Here is an 18541-nt window from a genome sequence, read left to right as displayed (position 1 = left end):
GTCGGAGGGTTTTTTATATCTTACAAAAACTGATGTATCGGTACGCTGTGTGGCCCTCACCATACGGGTTGCCTGATTACCAACCCTTGCGCCATCTGACTGATCGTTAACGTCCACCTCCTCGCACCAACCGATCTCAGCCAAAGATACCGTTCCGATATTGCCGTGGATGTTTTATCACTGCGAACCGGATTGCGTTAACCTGTGCTCTGTCGACCCTGAAACGAGCTTGTTCAGCCTCCTCGTCATACGCCGCTTTTTATATCTCAATCTTGTAGAGGGGATTCAGATATCTTACCCAACCATGCTCCGGCCCTGCTCTCGAATTACAATCACATGACTCACGCAGATGCACCGGCCACGCAGATCGCTGCTCGCGCCCAGCCCAGCCCAGCCCAGCCCAGCCCAGCCCAGCCAGAGAATACGCCTCTGCTCTATTGCGCACCTCACTCTTGCTGCGGCCATGTCTCTTCCGAGGCCAACGGGGAAATTGGCGGTGATAAAACAGCCAGCTGCCACTCTGTATCCCCCCGATGCACCGCTCTCCTCCCTATTAACCCAGTGTATTACTGTAAAAATGCGGAGACTCCGGACTGATAAAGTGATGGTGTGACAAGGGTTGGTAACCAGACTTTCTCCATAGACTTCTTTTGGATGGGCTATCTACGTCAGGAATCGTCAAATCATTGCCTTGCACACTTTTTATGGCCTTAATGACACTATTACGAGGGTGAAAACTTATAAAACGCCATTTGAGCCCCATACAAAACCCACCACCAAACCAACCAGCAGCTCATTAACCAATTGAATTTAAATGAAATAACCATAAAAACAGAATCTTGAATGCTAACCCCGCCAGATGAGGTGATAAAATCAGCTCAATATGACAAAAATAGCCATTTCAACAAACCGAAGACACAAAACAGCTGTTTTATCAATTCACACCTTGTTTTACCCCCTTGTTATGGTATCTTGACTACATCAACCAACAACTTAGGGAGAGAAAAATGAAAGAGTTTGTCGTTACTGCCGTTTTCACGGTGTTTTTCACCCTGGTTGCTGTCTCTCTGCCCTCACTGTCACAGTTCTGAGCCGGATAGAGAGGCATCAATCCGGACCGACCCTCTTTGCCATGTCTGTTTAATCGCCATCAACTGGTGCTTTTCAGTAATAATGCCGAGATGGTCAACATAGATATGATTTCATCACGTTGACGCTGTTTCTTTCGCCACAAGGGTGTAACCAGGATGGTTTAACCGCACTCTGTTGCGATGGAATAGAACCAGCAGCAGATCATATCCGAGGGGAGCAAGGCTCCCCTTTTTGTTACCCGCCGTTTGACAATCCCCTACCCCGGCATCTACAACAGACCGGTTGACGCCATACGGCCCATGCCCACAACTGATGTTTTCCCCTCCTGTACTCTCCATTCAACACAGCTACATCCGTCAGCAATCTCTTGTGCACACCTTTGCTCTGATACTTGTCCGGCAGATATAAAAAAGCCCCCGCCATCATGGCAGGGGCTCGCGTTACGCAGTGTCAGCTTAAGGCTGTTATATCTCAGCCCAGCCCAAAGCAGTTATGCCTTGTTCCAGCGCTCTGGGTCATATTCCGGGCTGTAGCGGTCAACAATGACAGCACAGGCCGCATCACCGGTGATATTGAGGGAGGTGCGGATCATGTCGAACAGACGATCCAGCGCGAACAGCAGCGGCAACCCTTCGATGGGGATCCCGGCCGCCAGCAGCACGGCAACCACCAGGAAACTTGGGCCCGGCACACCGGCCTGACCGATCGCCCCCAGAGTAGAGGTCACAATGATGGCCGCCCAGGCACCGACGCTCAGATCGATGTTGTAAACCTGCGCGAAGAAGATGGCGACCAGACCGTAATAGATGGCGTTGCCACTCATGTTGATGGTGGCACCCAGCGGCAACACGAAGGAAGCGGTCGCGTTGGTCACTTTCAGATCATGCTCGCAGGTCTCCATATTGACCGGCAGGGTCGCCATGGAAGAGGCGGTGGAGAAGGCCACGATCTGCGGCTTCTTCATGGCAGAGAGGTACTTCATCACCGGCGTGTTGGAGAACATCATCACCAGCAGCGGATAGACCACGAAGCCGAAGATAAGGATGGCAGCCACATAAACCACGAATAGCTTGAGCACCAGGGTCAGCACATCGAAGCCATAGGTACCGATGGCTTCCGCCATCAGACCGAACACCCCGAGCGGCGCGATGATCATCACCTTGTTGATCATCCAGACGAAGGCATCCACCAGGGTATTGAGCCCATCGACCAGTGGCTTGGCCCGCTCGCGCGGCTGTTTGGCCAGCGCAATGCCGAGGAACATGCAGAACACCAGGATCTGCAGGATGTTCGCTTCGTTGAGGGAGTTGAAGACGTTGGTGGGGATCATGCCAAGCAAGGTGGCGACTGCATCCGGCAGCGCCCCTTTATCGGCGTAGTCACCGCCAAACATGGAGGCGACGGAAGCGAAATCGACCCCGACACCCGGCTTGAAGATCTGCCCCATCACCAGCGCCAGCAACACGGCCAACGCTGAGGTCACGAGGAAGAAGGCCAGCGTAGCCGCACCGATCTTGCCCGCAGCCGGGCTGGCGCCCAGATTGGCGGCGCCGGAGAGGATGGCTACCGCCACCAGCGGGATCACCAGCATCTTGATCAGCTGGATAAACAGGGTACCGAGCGGTGCAAACACGGTGGCTTGTTCACCCATGAACGCGCCGACCACTGCGCCCAGTACCATGGCGACCACAACCTGGAAGCCGATGTTTTTAATGAGTCCTTTAGTTAACACGATATGTTCCTTTATGTAGCAAAATTCACACTTTTCCCAGTGCAATTAACCAAACAGGGGAATGAGCGGCTGCCCATTCCCCTGTTTGCGCGTGTTATCTCACATTTAATTGCTGTTTTAAATCAGCAAATCATTAACCTTGGCTATTAATAAGTTTGCGAAAAAGTGAAGATTCAAAGCGGTCTCGGCGATTTTTACCTCATCCCCCATGACAACTGGCAAAAGATTGTGCTAGTTTGGCTGCACAAACGTACACACAGGGATGTAAAGATGCTGAAAGTTAACGAGTATTTCGACGGAAATGTAAAATCCATCGGTTTCGAACAAAAAGGTGAGAAATCAACCGTCGGGGTGATGAACGCCGGTGACTACCTGTTCAACACCGCCGCCCCCGAACGGATGACAGTGATCAAGGGCGCCCTCACCATCCAGCTGGCTGATGAAGATGAGTGGCACACCTACAGCCAGGGTGAATCCTTCCTGGTAGCCGGTCACTCCTCCTTCAAACTGGAAGTGAAAACCCCCACAGCTTATCTGTGCGAATTTCTCGACTGATCAGGCCGGTTGAAGGGGATCAGCCCCTTCAACCTTCTTGGGCAATCCCCAGCCCCATTATCTGTGTCCATGTCACAGCACCGCACATCCCCGCTTTCCATCCACGTCAAAAATCCTAGAATAAACAGACATAAACCATCACCGGATTGATGTCATGATCAGCGTGTTTGACCTGTTTTCCATCGGAATTGGCCCCTCCTCTTCCCATACTGTCGGCCCCATGCGTGCATCCTATGCTTTCGTCCAGCAGCTCAAGCTGCAAGGCCATCTGCCACAGGTCACGCGGGTCGAAGTGGAGTGTTACGGCTCGCTGGGCCAGACCGGCAAAGGGCACGGTACCGGCAAGGCAATCATTCTGGGGTTATCGGGCTTTGAACCGGAGTCGGTCGATATCGATGCGATTCCCGCCATTCTGGCTCGAGTGGAAAAGGAGCAGAACCTGCAGCTGGCAGGCGAGCAACCAAGCCATTTTCCGCGCACCGGTGCCATCATCTTCAACCGCCGCAAAACCCTGCCGGCCCACACCAATGGCATGACTCTGCGCGCCTTTGATAAAGAGGAAAACCTGCGCTTCAGCCAGACCTACTACTCCATCGGGGGCGGCTTCATCATTGAAGAGAGCCACTTTGCCACGGCCAAAGAAGAGGCTGCCAAGTCCGATGCCGAACACCCAGTTCCCTACCCGTTCGACAGCGGCGCCCAACTGCTGGCCCACTGTCAGGAGAGCGGCCTCTCCATCTCGGGGCTGATCCTGGCCAATGAGCGGGTCTTTCGCAGCGATGAGCAGATAAAAGCGGGGCTGCGCAAGATCTGGCAGGCGATGCAAGGCTGCGTCGATCGTGGCTGCAAGAGCGAAGGGGTGCTGCCGGGCGGCCTCAAGGTTCGGCGCCGCGCCCCGGGGCTGTTCCGCCAGTTAAGCTGCGAGACTAACTTCAACAAGGATCCGCTGATGGTGATGGAGTGGGTCGATCTCTTTGCGCTGGCGGTCAACGAAGAGAATGCGGCAGGCGGACGAGTGGTGACCGCACCCACCAATGGCGCCGCGGGCATCATCCCCGCCGTGCTGCACTACTACGATCGCTTCGTTCACAAGGTGGATGACGAGACGCTGATCCGCTACTTCCTCACCGCGGCTGCCATCGGCATCTTATATAAGAAGAACGCCTCCCTCTCCGGCGCCGAAGTGGGTTGTCAGGGGGAAGTTGGGGTTGCCTGCTCCATGGCGGCTGGCGCGCTGACCGAACTGCTGGGTGGCAGCCCGGCCATGGTGGAGAACGCCGCCGAAATAGGCATGGAGCACAATCTCGGCCTCACCTGCGATCCCATAGGCGGACTGGTGCAGGTGCCCTGCATCGAGCGCAACGCCATGGGGGCGGTCAAGGCGATCAATGCCGCCCGCCTCGCCCTGCGCGGCACCGGCGAGCACAAGGTGTCGCTCGACAAGGTGATCAAGACCATGTGGGAGACCGGCAACGACATGAAGACCAAATACAAGGAGACGGCCCGTGGCGGCCTCGCCGTTAACATTACCGAATGTTAAAAAACGGCAAATGACTCCATTTGGTTCCGAAATGCCCGGCATCGCCGGGTATTTTTATGGGCAAACGCTTAACAAAATGGATAAGCACAAAAATAAATTTTATACTCGCGTCTCAGATTCAACAAAAATAGATCTATTTCAACTTTTTTTAGGCCTGGAGCCGTTACACTACGGTTATCTGGTTCTGTGACCTGCGCTGACAAGCGCGTTCCATGGATCTCCCAAATTTCTGTGAGTGGGCATGCCGCCCCCTTCTACCCTGAGGTAATAGTGACATGATCAGCGTTTTTGATATCTTCAAAATCGGTGTAGGCCCCTCTTCTTCCCACACTGTTGGCCCGATGAAAGCGGCCAAACAGTTTGTTGACGAGCTGCGCGCGGGCGGCAAGATCCGCGATGTAACCCGGATCAATGTCGATGTTTACGGCTCCCTCTCCTGGACCGGCAAAGGCCACCATACCGACACCGCCATCATCATGGGCCTGGCTGGCAACCTGCCGGAAAATGTCGATATCGATGCCATTCCCGAGTTTATCTCCCGTGTTGAGCAGACCGAGCGCCTGCCGATCGGCCTGCACTGCCACACCGTCAGCTTCCCGCGTGACGCCATGGTATTCCACGACGAAGCCCTGCCGCTGCACGAAAACGGCATGAAGCTGACTGCCCTGATCGAAGATGAAGTGGTCTATAGCAAGACCTACTACTCCATCGGTGGCGGTTTCATCGTTGACGAAGAGAACTTCGGCAAGGCTGACAGCGGCGACATGTCCGTACGCTATCCGTTCAAGAGCGCAGCCGAGCTGGTTGCCCATTGCAGCCAGACCGGTCTCTCCATCTCTGCCCTGATGATGGAAAACGAGAAGTGCTTCAACACTCCGGAAGAGATCTACAAGAAGTTCGGCAAGATCTGGAACACCATGCGTGAAGGTATCGAGCGCGGCTGCCGTACCGAAGGTGTTCTCTCCGGCCCGCTGCGCGTACCCCGTCGTGCAGCTCCGCTCTATCGCCAACTCAACACCAACGAGAACCTCTCGAGCGATCCGATGAACATCGTTGACTGGGTCAACATGTTCGCTCTGGCCGTGAGTGAAGAGAACGCTGCCGGTGGCCGCGTGGTCACTGCACCGACCAACGGCGCTGCCGGTATCATCCCGGCCGTACTGGCTTACTACGACAAGTTCATCCAGCCGGTTGGCCGCGACGAGTACACCCGTTTCTATCTGGCTGCCGGTGCCGTCGGCATCCTCTACAAGATGAACGCCTCCATCTCCGGCGCCGAAGTGGGCTGTCAGGGTGAAGTAGGTGTCTCCTGCTCCATGGCCGCTGCCGGTCTGACCGAGCTGATGGGCGGTAGCCCGGAGCACGTCTGTGAAGCTGCCGAAATCGGCATGGAACACAACCTGGGTCTGACCTGTGATCCGGTTGCCGGTCAGGTACAGGTGCCTTGCATCGAGCGTAACGCCATCGCAGCCATGAAGGCAGTCAACGCCTCCCGTATGGCCCTGCGTCGTACCTCCAAGCCGCGCGTCTCCCTGGACAAGGTGATCGAGACCATGTACATCACCGGCAAGGACATGGACTCCAAGTACCGTGAAACCTCCCGTGGCGGTCTGGCCATCAAGGTGATGCAGGTTGCCTGCGAATAAATAAGGGTTACGACCCTCATCTGAACAAAGGCGGGATATCCCGCCTTTTTTATTGCCCGAATGGAATGCCGGGCACTTATACCGGCATACCGACCATTTCACAGCAGGGCTGTCGCTGATATACCCCTGCTACACCACCGCAATGCGGATTGCCTTGTCTGCATACCTCTCTAATTACATACCTTGATTAACTCTTCTCAATGCATTGAGAGAGACATTACGCCCCGACATGAAACCTGTACCTGCTATCTTGCCCCGGTCACGATTTCACAACTAATCGATATCGAGATGGCCCCTCAGCTCAATATCCCCCCTTTGGTCATACCCTTGTTTGGCAAGACGCGGTTACCGCTCACCCTTGCGAAGTACATGCTGATAGCCATCTGTGTGGCACTTTCGAGATCAGGGCAAACAATCAAGTACGCAAACAGGGGGTTAGCTCATCACTGTGGTCACAGCGCATCGCGCAAACTGGTTTTAGCACAGTTATCATCGCCCTCTTTACTCCCTATTTGATGTAAAACGCATCGAGCAGTGGAGGCCAAAAGCGCCCAAGGAAGAGGCTGAAAATAATCGATGAATGGGCCAATAGCCGTTGAAATGGAGGATATGAGCGTGCGCCACTCGCTATTTTTGTGAGCGCCAGCAAAGGTTGAGGATATGGAGTTGGGAGCAGATTGACTTTCTATTTAAACAGCGAAAAGTGAATATCACCAAAGGGAGGGTTTAATTTGGCCAGATCCTGTCACGGGATTATCGCAGGCCACCTCTCCGGGGCCGGAATGCGTCATGCAGAGTCACAAAGAATTAGCCCCGCTGGGCAGAACGCACCACGGGGCTGGATATTCAGGCTGGTTTTTTCAGGCTGGCCTTGTGCTGCTCCAGCAAATTTTCGGGGGGCGGCGGCACCTGCAGGTAAAACCCCTGGTTGGTCAGCGCGGCCATCACCTTGCCGACATCAGCCAGCCCCAAGGGCTTGGCCGGATCCAGCTTGGTCATCAGCACCAGCTCGGGACGCCCGAATGCGCTCAGCAGTGGCTCGGGAACACGGGAGAAATCCTCTCTTTTTTCAACAAAAAGGTAGGTCTCGGCTTTTTTGCGACTTTTATAGACTGCACACAACATGGAAATTGATATAATCCGACGAGTTTATTGCCTCTGATGGGGGCAAACTATAACATCAGGAATTGAATAACAATAACGGATTAGCATCTCTGCCTCGGGGAAGATTCATGGTTGAGCGCGATAACGAATTGAAAGGGACCACCTTCACTATTTCTGTGTTGCATATCAGCGATGGCGAGCCTGAGCGGATACGTCAGTTGTTGGCCGAAAAAGTGGCCCAGGCACCCTACTTTTTTAATTGCGCACCGCTGGTGATCAATGTTTCCCGACTGGAACATATTCCCGATTTCGAACAGCTCAAGGAGCTGGTGGAGTCCGAAGAGTTTGTGCTGGTCGGCATCACGGGGGCACGCAGTGAAGAGATGAAGACAGCCGCCAAGGCGGTGGGACTGGCCGTGATGGCCTCGGGCAAGAGTCGCAAGAGCGAACCGGAACCCGAGCCTGCCCCCGCGCCAGCCGCGCCTGAGGTGGTTCCCGAACCCGCCCCCTTGATCCCGAGCAAGGTACATGTGGGACCGGTTCGTTCCGGCCAGCAGATTTACGCCGCCGGCACCTCGCTGGTGGTACTGGGCTCCGTCAGTCCGGGAGCCGAAGTGCTCGCCGACGACAGCATTCATATTTATGGCACCCTGCGTGGCAGAGCCATTGCCGGCGCCCGGGGCAACACCCAAGCCCGGATCTATTGCCAGCAATTACAGGCCGAACTGCTCTCCATCGCGGGCACCTTCCAGCTGAGCGATGCGTTGCCGGCAGGCCTGATCCAGCAACCGGTTCATATCCGGCTGGATAATGAACAACTCCGTATAGACCGTATCAAATAGAGTTACAAGGAAGCGAGAATGGCGCGAATCATAGTCGTTACATCGGGTAAAGGTGGCGTTGGCAAGACCACAACCAGCGCAGCCCTGAGTACCGGTTTAGCCCAGCGTGGCCACAAAACAGTGGTCATCGATTTTGACATCGGTCTGCGAAATCTGGACCTCATTATGGGTTGTGAGCGACGCGTGGTGTATGACTTCGTCAACGTCATCAACGGTGAAGCCAACCTCAATCAGGCGCTCATCAAGGACAAACGTTGCGAGAACCTGTTTATCCTGCCCGCCTCCCAGACCCGGGATAAAGATGCCCTGACCAAAGAGGGTGTCGAGAAGGTGCTGGATCAGCTGGCCGAAATGAAGTTTGACTACATTGTCTGCGACTCCCCGGCCGGGATCGAGGCGGGCGCGCTGATGGCGCTCTATTTTGCCGACGAAGCGATCGTCACCACCAACCCGGAAGTCTCTTCCGTACGTGACTCCGACCGCATCCTCGGCATCCTGGCCTCCAAATCCCGCCGTGCCGAGCGTGGCGAAGACCCCATCAAGGAGCACCTGCTGCTGACCCGCTACTGCCCGACCCGGGTCAACCGTGGCGACATGCTGAGCGTGCAGGATGTGCAGGAGATCCTGGCCATTCCGCTGCTCGGGGTGATCCCTGAGTCCCAGGCAGTGCTGCGCGCCTCCAACTCCGGCGAACCGGTCATTCTGGACAAGGAGTCCGATGCCGGTCAGGCCTATGACGATGCGGTTTCCCGTTTGCTCGGTGACACCAAGGAATTTCGTTTTCTGGAAGAAGAGAAGAAGGGCTTCTTTAGCCGACTGTTCGGGAGTTAAACATGTCATTATTGGATTATTTTCGTTCCAACAAGAAACAGAACACCGCACAACTGGCCAAAGAGCGGTTGCAGATCATCGTTGCTCACGAGCGTTCATCCAGAGGGGGGCCGGATTACCTGCCCCAGCTCAAGCAGGATATCCTCGATGTGATCCGCAAATACGTCAACATTGATCCGGAGAAGATAACCGTTCAACTGGATCAGAAGAGTGATGAGCTGTCAGTGCTGGAGCTCAACATCACCTTCGCCGATGACAACAAGAAGGGATGAGCTGACGCCCTATGCGTGACCCCTTCCCCCAATGAAACCGGATCCCCTGGCAGGATCCGGTTTTTTATTGGCACAAAAACAGGTCACAGCGGCTCGCCTCATCTCGCCAAGGGGTCTGCCGACCGCTAGAATAGCGCCGCCCCGCAGACAGTGTCTGTGCTGGTACCTTTTTCTCTTTTCTGGAACAGACCGCTTATGTCTATGAATGACGAAATGCACAGCGTCGAGGAACTGCTCGATACCGCCCTCGAACTCTTTATGGAGCTGGCCTCTGACAACCTGCCGGAGCAGGAGATCGCCCGTTTCAATCAGGAGTTCAACGACCGCGGCCTGCTGGCCGAAACCGACCCGGCCGATGACTGGGAAGCGGACGTGGGTTTTGCGGTGAGCGACACCGACTATGCCGAGATCTGGGTAGGCCTTGGCAATGAAGAACAAGAGTATGAGCACCTGTTTGCCCGCATGCTGCTCTCCCGCCGTGTTGACGAGAAGTTCTGCCACATCGAATGGCTGCCCCAATAATTCCGGATCCCGATGATCCCAGCCACTATCAGTGGGAGTCAGCCCCTGCTGCCGTGGCCCCTGTGCGCCCATCTGCATCCCTTGGGCGCCGGGTGTTGAGGTGGGCAGGCAAGATCGCGCTGGCCGGGCTGCTCTGCTCGGTCGGCTCGGTCGCCTTGCTGCGTTTTATCGATCCGCCGATGTGGAGCTGGCGTATCGAGCGGGCCCTCTTTCCGCCCGCCAAGATCACCCAAGTACGCCATCAATGGGTAGATCTGGCGTCCATCTCCAAGGAGCTGCAACTGGCGGTGATCGCCGCCGAGGATCAGCGCTTTGCCGATCACAACGGCTTTGACATGGATGCCATCAACGCCGCACTCAAGCACAACCAGCACAGCGAACGGGTGCGCGGTGCCAGCACCCTCAGCCAGCAGACCGCCAAGAACCTCTTTATGTGGAGTGATCGCAGCTTCCTGCGCAAGGGGCTGGAGGCCTGGTTTACCCTGCTGATGGAGCTGGGTTGGGACAAGGCCCGCATTCTCGAGGTCTATCTCAATATCGTGGAGTTCGGCCCCGGCATCTATGGCGCCGAAGCCGCGGCCCGCACCTACTTTGGCAAACCGGCCAGCCGCTTGACCCGCTACGAGTCATCCCTGCTGGCCGCCGTCCTGCCCAACCCGTGGCGCTATCGGGTCAAGCCCCCTTCACCCTATGTGCAGAAGCGCTCGGTCTGGATCCGCCGTCAGATGGGGCAACTTGGCCAGATCACCCTCAATCGGGTGCATCAGGCCGACTGATCCTCAGGGCTCATCGGGTTTCTCCGGTGGGCCCAGATGGCCGCCCACCGTCTCGCGGTGGAGTGGCAGATAGTGCCACCACCAGGCCTCGCGCCGTCGCTTGATCTGTTGCCGCCGTCCCCGCTGCTTCATCCCCTTACTCCCTGCCAGATGATCCGCGCCTTAACCATACTCCCCCAACGGCAACTTGGACAGGCCAGCCACGCCCGGCGCACTGGTCTGGCCGCCACAGCCAATAATTGTTACAGTAGCGAACCTCGATGTATCTGGAGTGATTTCATGGAACAGCGTACCCCGGATCAGCTGGTCGAATGGGCCTATGATCAGTTTCTTGAGCAGGCCGCCGATATGCTGGCCCCCGAACAAATAGTCGACATCACCCTGGAGTTTGAGCAGCGTGGCGCCGTGGAGGCAACCTTGCCTAATGCCGACTGGTCGACCGAGCTGGGTGAGCCGGTCGATATGGAGCGCTGGGTCGAAGTGTGGGTCGGTTTGCTGGATCATCAGGATGAGTTTGAGGTGATCTTCGCCACCTTCCTGCTGCCCCGTCTGTTGACCGAAGATCAAGTGCATGTGCGCTGGCATCGCCAGCAGCAGGCATAAAAAAGGCGCCATCGGCGCCTTTCTTGTTTCTGTATTCTCTTTTATTTCTGCTCTCTGCTAATCCTGCGCCGCGATGGCCTTGGCCAGACAGCGGCGGCACCAGCAAGCGCTGGCCTCCTGCATCGGCAATACCGGCAACTGGCTGCACCAGCACTGCGCAATAGTCTGACCGGCGGAGACGGCGCAATAGGCCGGTTCGCCACAACCCGGACAGCAGTGGGTGCTTTTCGAGCCATTCAGCTCGGCCATCACCGCCAGCTGGGCCTTGCTATCCATCGCCGACCAGTGGCCGATCTCGCTCAGGGTGCGGCCACAACCAAGGCAAAGCCCGTCTTTCGCCTTGCAGAGGCCAACACAGGGGCTCGGCATCTTATTCGCTATCCACGGCCGAGTCGGTCTCTGTGGCCACCAGAGTGATGGCGTTATCTTCGATGACGATCTTGCCCTGCTTGTAGAGGCCGCCGATCGCCTTCTTGAAGGTACCCTTGCTCATGCTGAACAGCTTGTAGATGAGCTCGGGTTCGCTCTTGTCACCCACCGCCAGACTGCCGCCCTGCTTTTTCATCCGGCTCAGAATACGTTCACCGGCATCATCAACCCGCGCCAGACCCGGCTTTTGCAAGGTCAGATCGAGCTTGCCATCCTCGCGCACCTGCTTGACCCAAGCGGTTTGCGGCCGACCGGTCATCACCCGGCCAAACACTTCGTTCTTGAACAGCATGCCGGGATACTGACCGTTGACGATCACCTTGATGCCAAGGGGCGAGTGCTCCCCCGGCAGCGCGGTCACTTCGTCACCGACCTTGAAGTTGCTGCCGGCCGGGGTCAGGAAACGCTCGATGCGGCTGGTGCCGACCATGCGCCCTTCGTTATCCAGTTGCAGACGCACCAGATAAACGTGGCCCACCTGCATCGGCTTGTTCTGCTCGCGGCTGGGCACAAACAGATCCTTTTTCATGCCCCAGTCGAGGAAGGCACCAATCTTGTTGGCATTGACCACTTTCAGACCGGCAAATTCGTCCACCATGGCAAATGGCTTGTCGGTGGTGATCACCGGTTCGCAATCGGCATCCAGATAGAGGAAGACCTGCACGCTATCCCCCTCTTTCACCCCTTCCGGCAGTTGACGCTTGGGCAGCAGCAGTTCACCGTACTCATCGGCCGCAAGCCAGGCGCCACGGTCTTCGAGTTCAACAACGGTGAGGGTGTTCATCTTGCCAATCTGTATCATGGTGCTCTCTTTTTTCATTACCCGGATGGGCCAACTGAACATGGCCCCTATGGGCGCGCATGTTACCTCAAGAGCGGTGATCCGGCCTAGTCCCCAAGCCACCACGAGCCGCCCTTTCGCCCCTATCTTATCCGCCAATGGTGATTAAATCGCCAAACAGGCGGCCATTTGCTGCAAATAACCCCACTTTTAGGTAGACTTCGCGGCTGTTCAAATCCAGAGGAACTGTCGATGAACCCATCCACTCGTACCCGCCATCTTAATCAATGGATCCAGAGCCACAGCGATCAGGACATGACCTACCCGGCCCTGCACGGTTTTCTCTGTGCTCGTCTGGTGGGGCCAGAGACCCCTGACTGGCAACGCCCGCTGGCTGGTCTGCTGGAACAGGATGCCGAGTTGGATGAAAAAAGCGCAGAAGCCCTCAACCACCTGATCGCCGAGCTGGAATCCCAAGCCGACGACGCCCAGCTGGCCCTGCCCAGCCAGTGCCGCCTGCCCAGCGATAACCCCGAGCAGGTGTTCGAACAGAGCCACCCCCTCGGTCAATGGTGTTATGGCTTCAGCATGGGTTTTGCCACCTGGCCCAAGCCGAAGGATTTGAACGACCCGACCACCCAGTACCGCTTCAGTCTGGCCGCCGAGCTGAGCCTGTTTCGCGACAAGCAGATGGCCCAGATGCTCTATAGCGCCGCCGCCAGCGAACTCCCCTTTGTCGAGTTCTGCAAACGACAGCGCCAGAATATGAAAACCGCCCTCAACCAGTTGCTCAACCTCGACCAGTATCAGGCCGCCCCCAGCGCTGATGTGGCCCTCAATAGCGAGCAGGCCCAACAGTGGCAGACCTGGTTCGAGCTGGCCGACAGCTGCCGCGATCATCAGGCCCGCCTCGGCTGGTTCGAGAAGATCATCGCCGATGCCACTCCGCTCTTTGATGAAGCCTTCTGGCAGCAAATCGCCGGCCACGGCTGGAGTGCCCCCGAGCTGCGTCCTCTGCTGGCCGCAAGAGCCGGCCGTGCCGACTGCCTGCTGCGCCTTGGCAAGCTGGACGAGGCCAAAGCGGAGTATCTGGCGCTGCTGACAATCTGCATGGCCGATGAGCTGGGTTGCCGCTACAACCTCTCCACCCTCTATGCACTGCAAGGGGATTGGCAGGCGTTGGCCGCCCTGCTGGTGCGCTTCGATGAAGCCTCCAGCTGGTTGCTCTACAACAAGGCGCTGATGGTCTTTGCTACCGAGGGAGCCGAGGCAGCCAAGCCCCATCTGCTGGTCGCCATCGAGGCCAACCCGCACATTCCGGCCTGCCTGCTGGGTCAGCGCAAGCTGCCCAAACAGGAGCCACAAAGCTGGCAAGCGGGCAGCCGCGACGAGGCCGCGCTCTACGCTATCCACACTCGCGAGGCCTGGCTCAAGCAGAACGCCCTCATCTGGTTGCGTAAAGGCTGAACAGCGTTGGCTTAAAATCCCGTCGGTCAGACCCGGTTTTTCCTTGAGGGCGTGCGCCACCGCACATTTCATCGCAACCGGGTCAGACAAATCAGCTTGAGTTTCGTATCATCAATGTCAAAGTATCAAAAGAAACTGCATCTGATGCAGCCGTCACAGCAGGGTGTAATATGTCAAAAATCATAGCGTTACTCGCTCACTACCCGCCCTATCAGTTGGTACATGCCGCCGAGATGCTACGGGATACCTTCGAACAGTTTTATGAGCAACGTTACCAGCTGACCGTGCCGCAATGGCGCCTGATGATGGTGCTCGGCCCCAACTACCCCATCAGCCAGAAAGAGCTGGTCGAGGCGAGCGGCATGGACAAGGTGCGCATCTCCCGCGAGATCCGCCGTCTGGTCGAAAAAGGGATCATCTTTACCGAGAGCAGCGAGCAGGACAAACGCATCAGCCTGGTCTCCCTCACCAATGCCGGGCTCGCCCTCTTCCTGCAGCTCAAGAGTGAAGCGGGCAGCTGGCAACATACCCTGACAGACTATCTGCCGAGCGAATCCCGCGAGGCGATCCGCCAGCATCTGCACAGCGTCAGCGCCGCCATCGAGCAGCTGCAATCACTGGATCGGGAGAAATAATCATGGATTTGAAAAAGTTCGCCACCATGGACATCAACATGCTGCTGAGCGTCGTCAATATGCAGCTGCGTGATCGCTATGACGATCTGGATGATCTCTGCAAGGCGCAGGAGATCGATCAGGCTGCACTGGAAGCTCGGCTCGCCAGCGGCGATTTTCACTATCAGCCAGCACAGAAACAGTTCAGATAAAGAGAGCTAGCGGGATCGGGATCACAGCGCCAGTGATGGCGCTGGCTCTGCGGTAAAAACCTGATATGGTCTGAAGAGCCCCAACAGGGTGATGCACGGATACATCACCCTGTCACAAGAGGGCATTAAAATCATTTCAGGTGAGCAAACCAAGGATGACCCCATGATATTGATGACCCGACAGAGCCTGTTGATCACGCTCTGTACCCTGTTGATGATCAGCCTCTTCACGCCCCACATGCCGCAAAGTACCGAACAGTGGCTGACCACCCTCTTGCTTGGCCTGCTGGTCGCGGTGGCATTGATGCTGGTGCGTGGTTGTCGCCGCTTTATGATGGAGTAGTGACTCCGCCGGAACGTCTATACCGACAGCTTGCCGCGATACTCTCGGTAGCAGCAACATCTGTCGCAATCACATCCAGCCAAAAAACAAACGCAGCCTGATGGCTGCGTTCTTGTATCTGGTGGGGCAACCCCTTGAAGAGATAACCCCTGACGGGATAGAGAGCCCTTATAAAAGAGAGCCCTTAGATAGCCAGAGCCTCAAGCTGCGCTTTGGCCGCTTCCATCCCCTTGCTCTGGGCATCCGGGCCCATCCCCATCCCCTCGGCGTAGATGAAATCCACCTCTTTGATACCGATGAAACCGAGCACGGTACGCATGTAGGGAGTGACCAGATCGGTGGCGCTGCCGACGTGCATGCCGCCACGGGGGCTGATCACCAACGCACGGGTATTTTCAACCATACCCACCGGACCGGTCTCGGTATAGCGGAAGGTGACGCCAGCGCGAGCCACCAGATCGATCCAGTTTTTCAGCTGGGTCGGGATGTTGAAGTTGTACATGGGGGCCGCAATCACCACCAGATCGCTTGCTTTGAGTTCGGCGATCAGCTCGTCGGACTGGGCGATCACCGCCAACTGACGCTCATTGAGGTTATCACCACCGCGCAGGCCGGAGGCCAGCTCGCCATCCAGCACCGGCAGGTTGAGGGCTGCCAGATCACGCACGGTGACGACATCATCCTGATGGTCAGCTAGGAAGCCGTCGATCAGGGCGTTGGATTGGGAATATTGACCCAGGATGCTGGATTTGAGTACGAGGATATTGGCCATGGTGAAACTCCATTTGATTGTCGGTTGAACAGCGTTGCTGTCGATGGAGGTCACTCTAAACATTGTGCTTATTTGCTGATAGCGAAAATAGATGCTCAACTTGTTCAAATTTTTTGATGCAAGGCCACTTCCTCGCCAGCCAACCCTGCGGCCGCGCTTCAACCCTTGGCAGAACAAACGATTGCCGTTATGATCCGCCGCACTTTTTTCCAGCGACCCGGATCCCATGATACCCTCGCGCAGGCACTCTCCTCTGGCCGGTGCAGTCTGGATGATGGTGGCAGGACTCTGCTTCGCCGCCGTCAACAGCCTGAGCCAGTATGTCAGCTTCAAACTCGGCCTTGCCTCTACCCAGGTCGCCTTCCATCAATACCTGATCGCCCTGATCTGCCTGCTGCCCTGGCTGGTTCGCCATGGCTTGCGCCAATCCCTGATGACCAATCAGTTCCGGTTGCACCTGTTGCGGGTATTGCTGGCGGTGATCGGCATCCAGCTCTGGCTCTGGGCACTGGCGTACCCCGTCCCCATCTGGCAGGGGATCGCCCTGCTGATGACCTCACCGCTGTTTGCCACCCTGGGCTCCGCGCTGCTGCTCAAGGAGCAGGTGAGCCGCCCCCGCATTCTGGCCACCCTGGCGGGCTTTGCCGGCGCCATGCTGATCCTTGCCCCCTGGACTGACGAGTTCAACTGGGCCTCCCTGCTGCCGGTGGCGGCGGCGCTATTCTGGGCAGGTTACTCCCTGATGGTGCGCTATCAGGCGGCCAACGAATCATCCCACACCATTGTGGTCTACCTGCTTATTTTCAGTACCCCGTTCAACGTCATGCTGGCCCTGCCGGAGTGGCAGTGGCCAAGCGAGAGCCAGTGGCTGCTGGTAGCCGCTTCCGGCGTGCTGACGGCGCTGGCCCAGATGTCCATCGCTCGCGCTTACAGCGTGGCGGAGGCCTCCTTCGTACAACCTTTCGATTTTGCCAAGCTGCCGATGAACGTGCTGGCGGGCTGGCTGGTATTTGGCTGGGCGCCCCCCGGCCGTCTGTGGCTTGGCGCCACTATCATCATTGGCGCCATTACCTTGCTGACCCATCTGGAGCAGCGCGCTCACAAACCCGTTTCCTGAGGTACGCCATGCGTGCCTCTTTTTTTGTCCGCTATTCGTGCGATAGCGATCATCAACAATGACCATCGACATCAGGAGAGATCGTATGTTTGGAACCGCAACCCGCCCCGGCGCCACCCGTGCCCTGCTGCTGGGCTCCGGCGAACTTGGCAAGGAGGTCGCCATCGAGTTGCAACGATTCGGCATCGAAGTGATCGCCGCCGACCGCTACCCCAATGCCCCCGCCATGCAGGTGGCGCACAAAGCCCATGTGCTGGATATGCTCGATGGCAACGCCCTGCGCGAGCTGGTCGCCGAGGTCAAACCCGACCTCATCATCCCCGAGATTGAAGCGATTGCCACCGATACCCTTGCTGCCCTTGAGCAAGAAGGGGTCAGGGTAGTGCCCAACGCCCGCGCTACCCAGCTCACCATGAACCGGGAAGGGATCCGCCGCCTCGCCGCCGAGACCCTGGGTATGCCCACCTCCCCCTACCGCTTTGCCCAGAGCAAAGAGGAGTTCGTTGCCGCCGTCGAGGCCATCGGCCTGCCCTGCGTGGTGAAACCTGTGATGAGTTCATCCGGTAAGGGGCAGAGTGTACTGCGCGATCTCGCCAAGCTCGATGAGAGCTGGACCTACGCCCAGGAAGGCGGCCGCGCCGGTCGTGGCAAGGTGATCGTCGAGGGCTTCGTCCCCTTCGAGTACGAGATCACCCTGCTCACGGTACGCGCCGTCGATGGCATTCACTTCTGCGAGCCGATCGGCCACCGTCAGGAAGATGGCGACTACCGCGAATCCTGGCAGCCGCAGGTGATGAGCGAGCTGGCGCTGGCCCGATCCAAAGAGGTAGCGGCCAAGGTGGTTGAGGCCCTCGGTGGTTACGGCCTGTTCGGAGTCGAGCTCTTTATAAAAGGCGATGAAGTGTGGTTCAGCGAAGTCTCGCCGCGCCCCCACGATACCGGCATGGTGACCCTGATCTCTCAGGATCTCTCCGAGTTCGCCCTCCACGTGCGCGCCATTCTGGGGCTGCCGGTCGGCACCATCACCCAGTACGGGCCGAGCGCCTCTGCCGTGGTACTGCGCGAAGGGCACAGCCAGAATATCCGCTATCAGGGAATTGGTGAGGCATTGGCGCTGGTGCCGGGCGCCCAGCTGCGGCTATTTGGCAAGCCGGAGATCGCCGGTCGCCGCCGTCTCGGCGTGGCGCTGGCCCGCGCAGAGGATTGCCAGGATGCGGTGGAAAAAGCCAAAACCGTGGCCGCCAAGGTCGAAGTGATGTTCTAAGGGCTTTTTTTGTCACAGCAAAACAAA

21 protein-coding genes are annotated in these 18541 nt (G+C 57.2%); 15 read left to right on the top strand and 6 right to left on the bottom strand.

Features of this window, described 5'->3' with window-relative positions:
* Window positions 1-1582: 1582 nt before the first annotated feature.
* Entirely contained in the window at window positions 1583-2824 is a 1242-nt protein-coding gene (locus tag LRL22_RS05135; RefSeq protein WP_270904863.1) for a dicarboxylate/amino acid:cation symporter, read from the bottom strand.
* A 270-nt stretch (window positions 2825-3094) separates the two neighbouring features.
* Between LRL22_RS05135 and ppnP the strand changes: the two genes are divergently transcribed.
* The 3 genes from ppnP (at window position 3095) to LRL22_RS05120 (ending at window position 6565) form a co-directional block, all read left to right on the top strand.
* On the top strand, window positions 3095-3379 hold the full coding sequence (ppnP, locus tag LRL22_RS05130) for a pyrimidine/purine nucleoside phosphorylase (RefSeq protein ID WP_005336842.1): 285 nt from the start codon (window positions 3095-3097) through the stop codon (window positions 3377-3379).
* Between the two features lie 154 nt (window positions 3380-3533).
* Entirely contained in the window at window positions 3534-4919 is a 1386-nt protein-coding gene (locus LRL22_RS05125; protein WP_236302484.1) for an L-serine ammonia-lyase, read from the top strand.
* Between the two features lie 275 nt (window positions 4920-5194).
* Entirely contained in the window at window positions 5195-6565 is a 1371-nt protein-coding gene (locus LRL22_RS05120) for an L-serine ammonia-lyase (protein ID WP_005336844.1), read from the top strand.
* Window positions 6566-7411: 846 nt separating this feature from the next.
* On the opposite strand, the gene LRL22_RS05115 is transcribed toward LRL22_RS05120, so the two are convergent.
* Complete coding sequence (locus LRL22_RS05115; protein ID WP_270904862.1) at window positions 7412-7690, bottom strand: YcgL domain-containing protein; 279 nt, start codon at window positions 7688-7690, stop codon at window positions 7412-7414.
* 107 nt (window positions 7691-7797) lie between these two features.
* Here LRL22_RS05115 and minC point away from each other — a divergent pair, with 107 nt between their 5' ends.
* The 5 genes from minC (at window position 7798) to mtgA (ending at window position 10912) form a co-directional block, all read left to right on the top strand.
* Complete coding sequence (minC, locus tag LRL22_RS05110; RefSeq protein ID WP_270904861.1) at window positions 7798-8511, top strand: septum site-determining protein MinC; 714 nt, start codon at window positions 7798-7800, stop codon at window positions 8509-8511.
* Window positions 8512-8529: 18 nt separating this feature from the next.
* Complete coding sequence (gene minD / locus LRL22_RS05105; protein ID WP_005345776.1) at window positions 8530-9342, top strand: septum site-determining protein MinD; 813 nt, start codon at window positions 8530-8532, stop codon at window positions 9340-9342.
* A gap of 2 nt (window positions 9343-9344) precedes the next feature.
* Window positions 9345-9614, top strand: coding sequence for a cell division topological specificity factor MinE (minE, locus tag LRL22_RS05100; RefSeq protein WP_005345779.1), 270 nt, complete (start codon window positions 9345-9347; stop codon window positions 9612-9614).
* Window positions 9615-9809: 195 nt separating this feature from the next.
* On the top strand, window positions 9810-10136 hold the full coding sequence (locus tag LRL22_RS05095) for an HI1450 family dsDNA-mimic protein (protein WP_005352317.1): 327 nt from the start codon (window positions 9810-9812) through the stop codon (window positions 10134-10136).
* A complete protein-coding gene (mtgA, locus tag LRL22_RS05090; RefSeq protein WP_272546771.1) occupies window positions 10121-10912 on the top strand; it encodes a monofunctional biosynthetic peptidoglycan transglycosylase in 792 nt (263 codons plus the stop codon). The genes LRL22_RS05095 and mtgA overlap by 16 nt, the downstream gene beginning before the upstream one ends.
* Window positions 10913-10915: 3 nt before the next feature.
* Here mtgA and LRL22_RS05085 read toward each other — a convergent pair whose 3' ends face one another.
* A complete protein-coding gene (locus LRL22_RS05085) occupies window positions 10916-11044 on the bottom strand; it encodes a hypothetical protein (RefSeq protein WP_019445852.1) in 129 nt (42 codons plus the stop codon).
* Between the two features lie 147 nt (window positions 11045-11191).
* Between LRL22_RS05085 and LRL22_RS05080 the strand changes: the two genes are divergently transcribed.
* Window positions 11192-11515, top strand: coding sequence for an HI1450 family dsDNA-mimic protein (locus LRL22_RS05080; protein ID WP_005336851.1), 324 nt, complete (start codon window positions 11192-11194; stop codon window positions 11513-11515).
* A gap of 57 nt (window positions 11516-11572) precedes the next feature.
* On the opposite strand, the gene LRL22_RS05075 is transcribed toward LRL22_RS05080, so the two are convergent.
* Window positions 11573-11884: a DUF1289 domain-containing protein gene (locus LRL22_RS05075; RefSeq protein WP_107683055.1), complete on the bottom strand. Its 312-nt coding sequence runs from the start codon at window positions 11882-11884 to the stop codon at window positions 11573-11575.
* Between the two features lies 1 nt (window position 11885).
* The gene (locus LRL22_RS05070) at window positions 11886-12746 is read right to left on the bottom strand and encodes a CvfB family protein (RefSeq protein ID WP_005336853.1); all 861 of its coding nucleotides are present in this window, start codon (window positions 12744-12746) and stop codon (window positions 11886-11888) included.
* A gap of 231 nt (window positions 12747-12977) precedes the next feature.
* On the opposite strand from LRL22_RS05070, the gene LRL22_RS05065 reads away from it, so the two are divergent.
* The 4 genes from LRL22_RS05065 to LRL22_RS05050 all read left to right on the top strand — a co-directional run bounded on the left by LRL22_RS05065 (window position 12978) and on the right by LRL22_RS05050 (window position 15361).
* The gene (locus tag LRL22_RS05065) at window positions 12978-14192 is read left to right on the top strand and encodes a UPF0149 family protein (RefSeq protein ID WP_270904860.1); all 1215 of its coding nucleotides are present in this window, start codon (window positions 12978-12980) and stop codon (window positions 14190-14192) included.
* Window positions 14193-14362: 170 nt separating this feature from the next.
* Window positions 14363-14827 (top strand): MarR family winged helix-turn-helix transcriptional regulator, encoded by a 465-nt coding sequence (locus LRL22_RS05060; protein ID WP_005336856.1) that lies wholly within the window; start codon window positions 14363-14365, stop codon window positions 14825-14827.
* Window positions 14828-14829: 2 nt separating this feature from the next.
* Window positions 14830-15018: a DUF4250 domain-containing protein gene (locus tag LRL22_RS05055; RefSeq protein WP_019445848.1), complete on the top strand. Its 189-nt coding sequence runs from the start codon at window positions 14830-14832 to the stop codon at window positions 15016-15018.
* 163 nt (window positions 15019-15181) lie between these two features.
* Complete coding sequence (locus tag LRL22_RS05050; RefSeq protein WP_043820293.1) at window positions 15182-15361, top strand: hypothetical protein; 180 nt, start codon at window positions 15182-15184, stop codon at window positions 15359-15361.
* Between the two features lie 184 nt (window positions 15362-15545).
* Here the strand turns inward: LRL22_RS05050 and LRL22_RS05045 are convergent, their stop codons facing one another.
* Window positions 15546-16133, bottom strand: coding sequence for an FMN-dependent NADH-azoreductase (locus LRL22_RS05045; RefSeq protein WP_005336864.1), 588 nt, complete (start codon window positions 16131-16133; stop codon window positions 15546-15548).
* Window positions 16134-16407: 274 nt separating this feature from the next.
* Here LRL22_RS05045 and LRL22_RS05040 point away from each other — a divergent pair, with 274 nt between their 5' ends.
* Window positions 16408-17250: a DMT family transporter gene (locus tag LRL22_RS05040; protein ID WP_270904960.1), complete on the top strand. Its 843-nt coding sequence runs from the start codon at window positions 16408-16410 to the stop codon at window positions 17248-17250.
* 85 nt (window positions 17251-17335) lie between these two features.
* Complete coding sequence (gene purT / locus LRL22_RS05035; protein WP_270904859.1) at window positions 17336-18514, top strand: formate-dependent phosphoribosylglycinamide formyltransferase; 1179 nt, start codon at window positions 17336-17338, stop codon at window positions 18512-18514.
* Window positions 18515-18541 lie beyond the last annotated feature (27 nt).

Source organism: Aeromonas sp. PI_26 (genome assembly GCF_027854445.1).
Classification (GTDB): Bacteria; Pseudomonadota; Gammaproteobacteria; order Enterobacterales; family Aeromonadaceae; genus Aeromonas; species Aeromonas veronii.
Note: the sequence above shows the minus strand (reverse complement) of the source record. Positions and strands in the feature narration are given on the sequence as shown.

Bases quoted from the DNA above. Each gene is read 5' to 3' on its own strand.
- ppnP (WP_005336842.1), top strand. From the start codon at position 3,095: ATGCTGAAAGTTAACGAGTATTTCGACGGAAATGTAAAATCCATCGGT.
- LRL22_RS05125 (WP_236302484.1), top strand. From the start codon at position 3,534: ATGATCAGCGTGTTTGACCTGTTTTCCATCGGAATTGGCCCCTCCTCT.
- LRL22_RS05120 (WP_005336844.1), top strand. From the start codon at position 5,195: ATGATCAGCGTTTTTGATATCTTCAAAATCGGTGTAGGCCCCTCTTCT.
- LRL22_RS05115 (WP_270904862.1), bottom strand. From the start codon at position 7,690: ATGTTGTGTGCAGTCTATAAAAGTCGCAAAAAAGCCGAGACCTACCTT.
- minC (WP_270904861.1), top strand. From the start codon at position 7,798: ATGGTTGAGCGCGATAACGAATTGAAAGGGACCACCTTCACTATTTCT.
- minD (WP_005345776.1), top strand. From the start codon at position 8,530: ATGGCGCGAATCATAGTCGTTACATCGGGTAAAGGTGGCGTTGGCAAG.
- minE (WP_005345779.1), top strand. From the start codon at position 9,345: ATGTCATTATTGGATTATTTTCGTTCCAACAAGAAACAGAACACCGCA.
- LRL22_RS05095 (WP_005352317.1), top strand. From the start codon at position 9,810: ATGTCTATGAATGACGAAATGCACAGCGTCGAGGAACTGCTCGATACC.
- mtgA (WP_272546771.1), top strand. From the start codon at position 10,121: ATGGCTGCCCCAATAATTCCGGATCCCGATGATCCCAGCCACTATCAG.
- LRL22_RS05085 (WP_019445852.1), bottom strand. From the start codon at position 11,044: ATGAAGCAGCGGGGACGGCGGCAACAGATCAAGCGACGGCGCGAGGCC.
- LRL22_RS05080 (WP_005336851.1), top strand. From the start codon at position 11,192: ATGGAACAGCGTACCCCGGATCAGCTGGTCGAATGGGCCTATGATCAG.
- LRL22_RS05075 (WP_107683055.1), bottom strand. From the start codon at position 11,884: ATGCCGAGCCCCTGTGTTGGCCTCTGCAAGGCGAAAGACGGGCTTTGC.
- LRL22_RS05070 (WP_005336853.1), bottom strand. From the start codon at position 12,746: ATGATACAGATTGGCAAGATGAACACCCTCACCGTTGTTGAACTCGAA.
- LRL22_RS05065 (WP_270904860.1), top strand. From the start codon at position 12,978: ATGAACCCATCCACTCGTACCCGCCATCTTAATCAATGGATCCAGAGC.
- LRL22_RS05060 (WP_005336856.1), top strand. From the start codon at position 14,363: ATGTCAAAAATCATAGCGTTACTCGCTCACTACCCGCCCTATCAGTTG.
- LRL22_RS05055 (WP_019445848.1), top strand. From the start codon at position 14,830: ATGGATTTGAAAAAGTTCGCCACCATGGACATCAACATGCTGCTGAGC.
- LRL22_RS05050 (WP_043820293.1), top strand. From the start codon at position 15,182: ATGATATTGATGACCCGACAGAGCCTGTTGATCACGCTCTGTACCCTG.
- LRL22_RS05045 (WP_005336864.1), bottom strand. From the start codon at position 16,133: ATGGCCAATATCCTCGTACTCAAATCCAGCATCCTGGGTCAATATTCC.
- LRL22_RS05040 (WP_270904960.1), top strand. From the start codon at position 16,408: ATGGTGGCAGGACTCTGCTTCGCCGCCGTCAACAGCCTGAGCCAGTAT.
- purT (WP_270904859.1), top strand. From the start codon at position 17,336: ATGTTTGGAACCGCAACCCGCCCCGGCGCCACCCGTGCCCTGCTGCTG.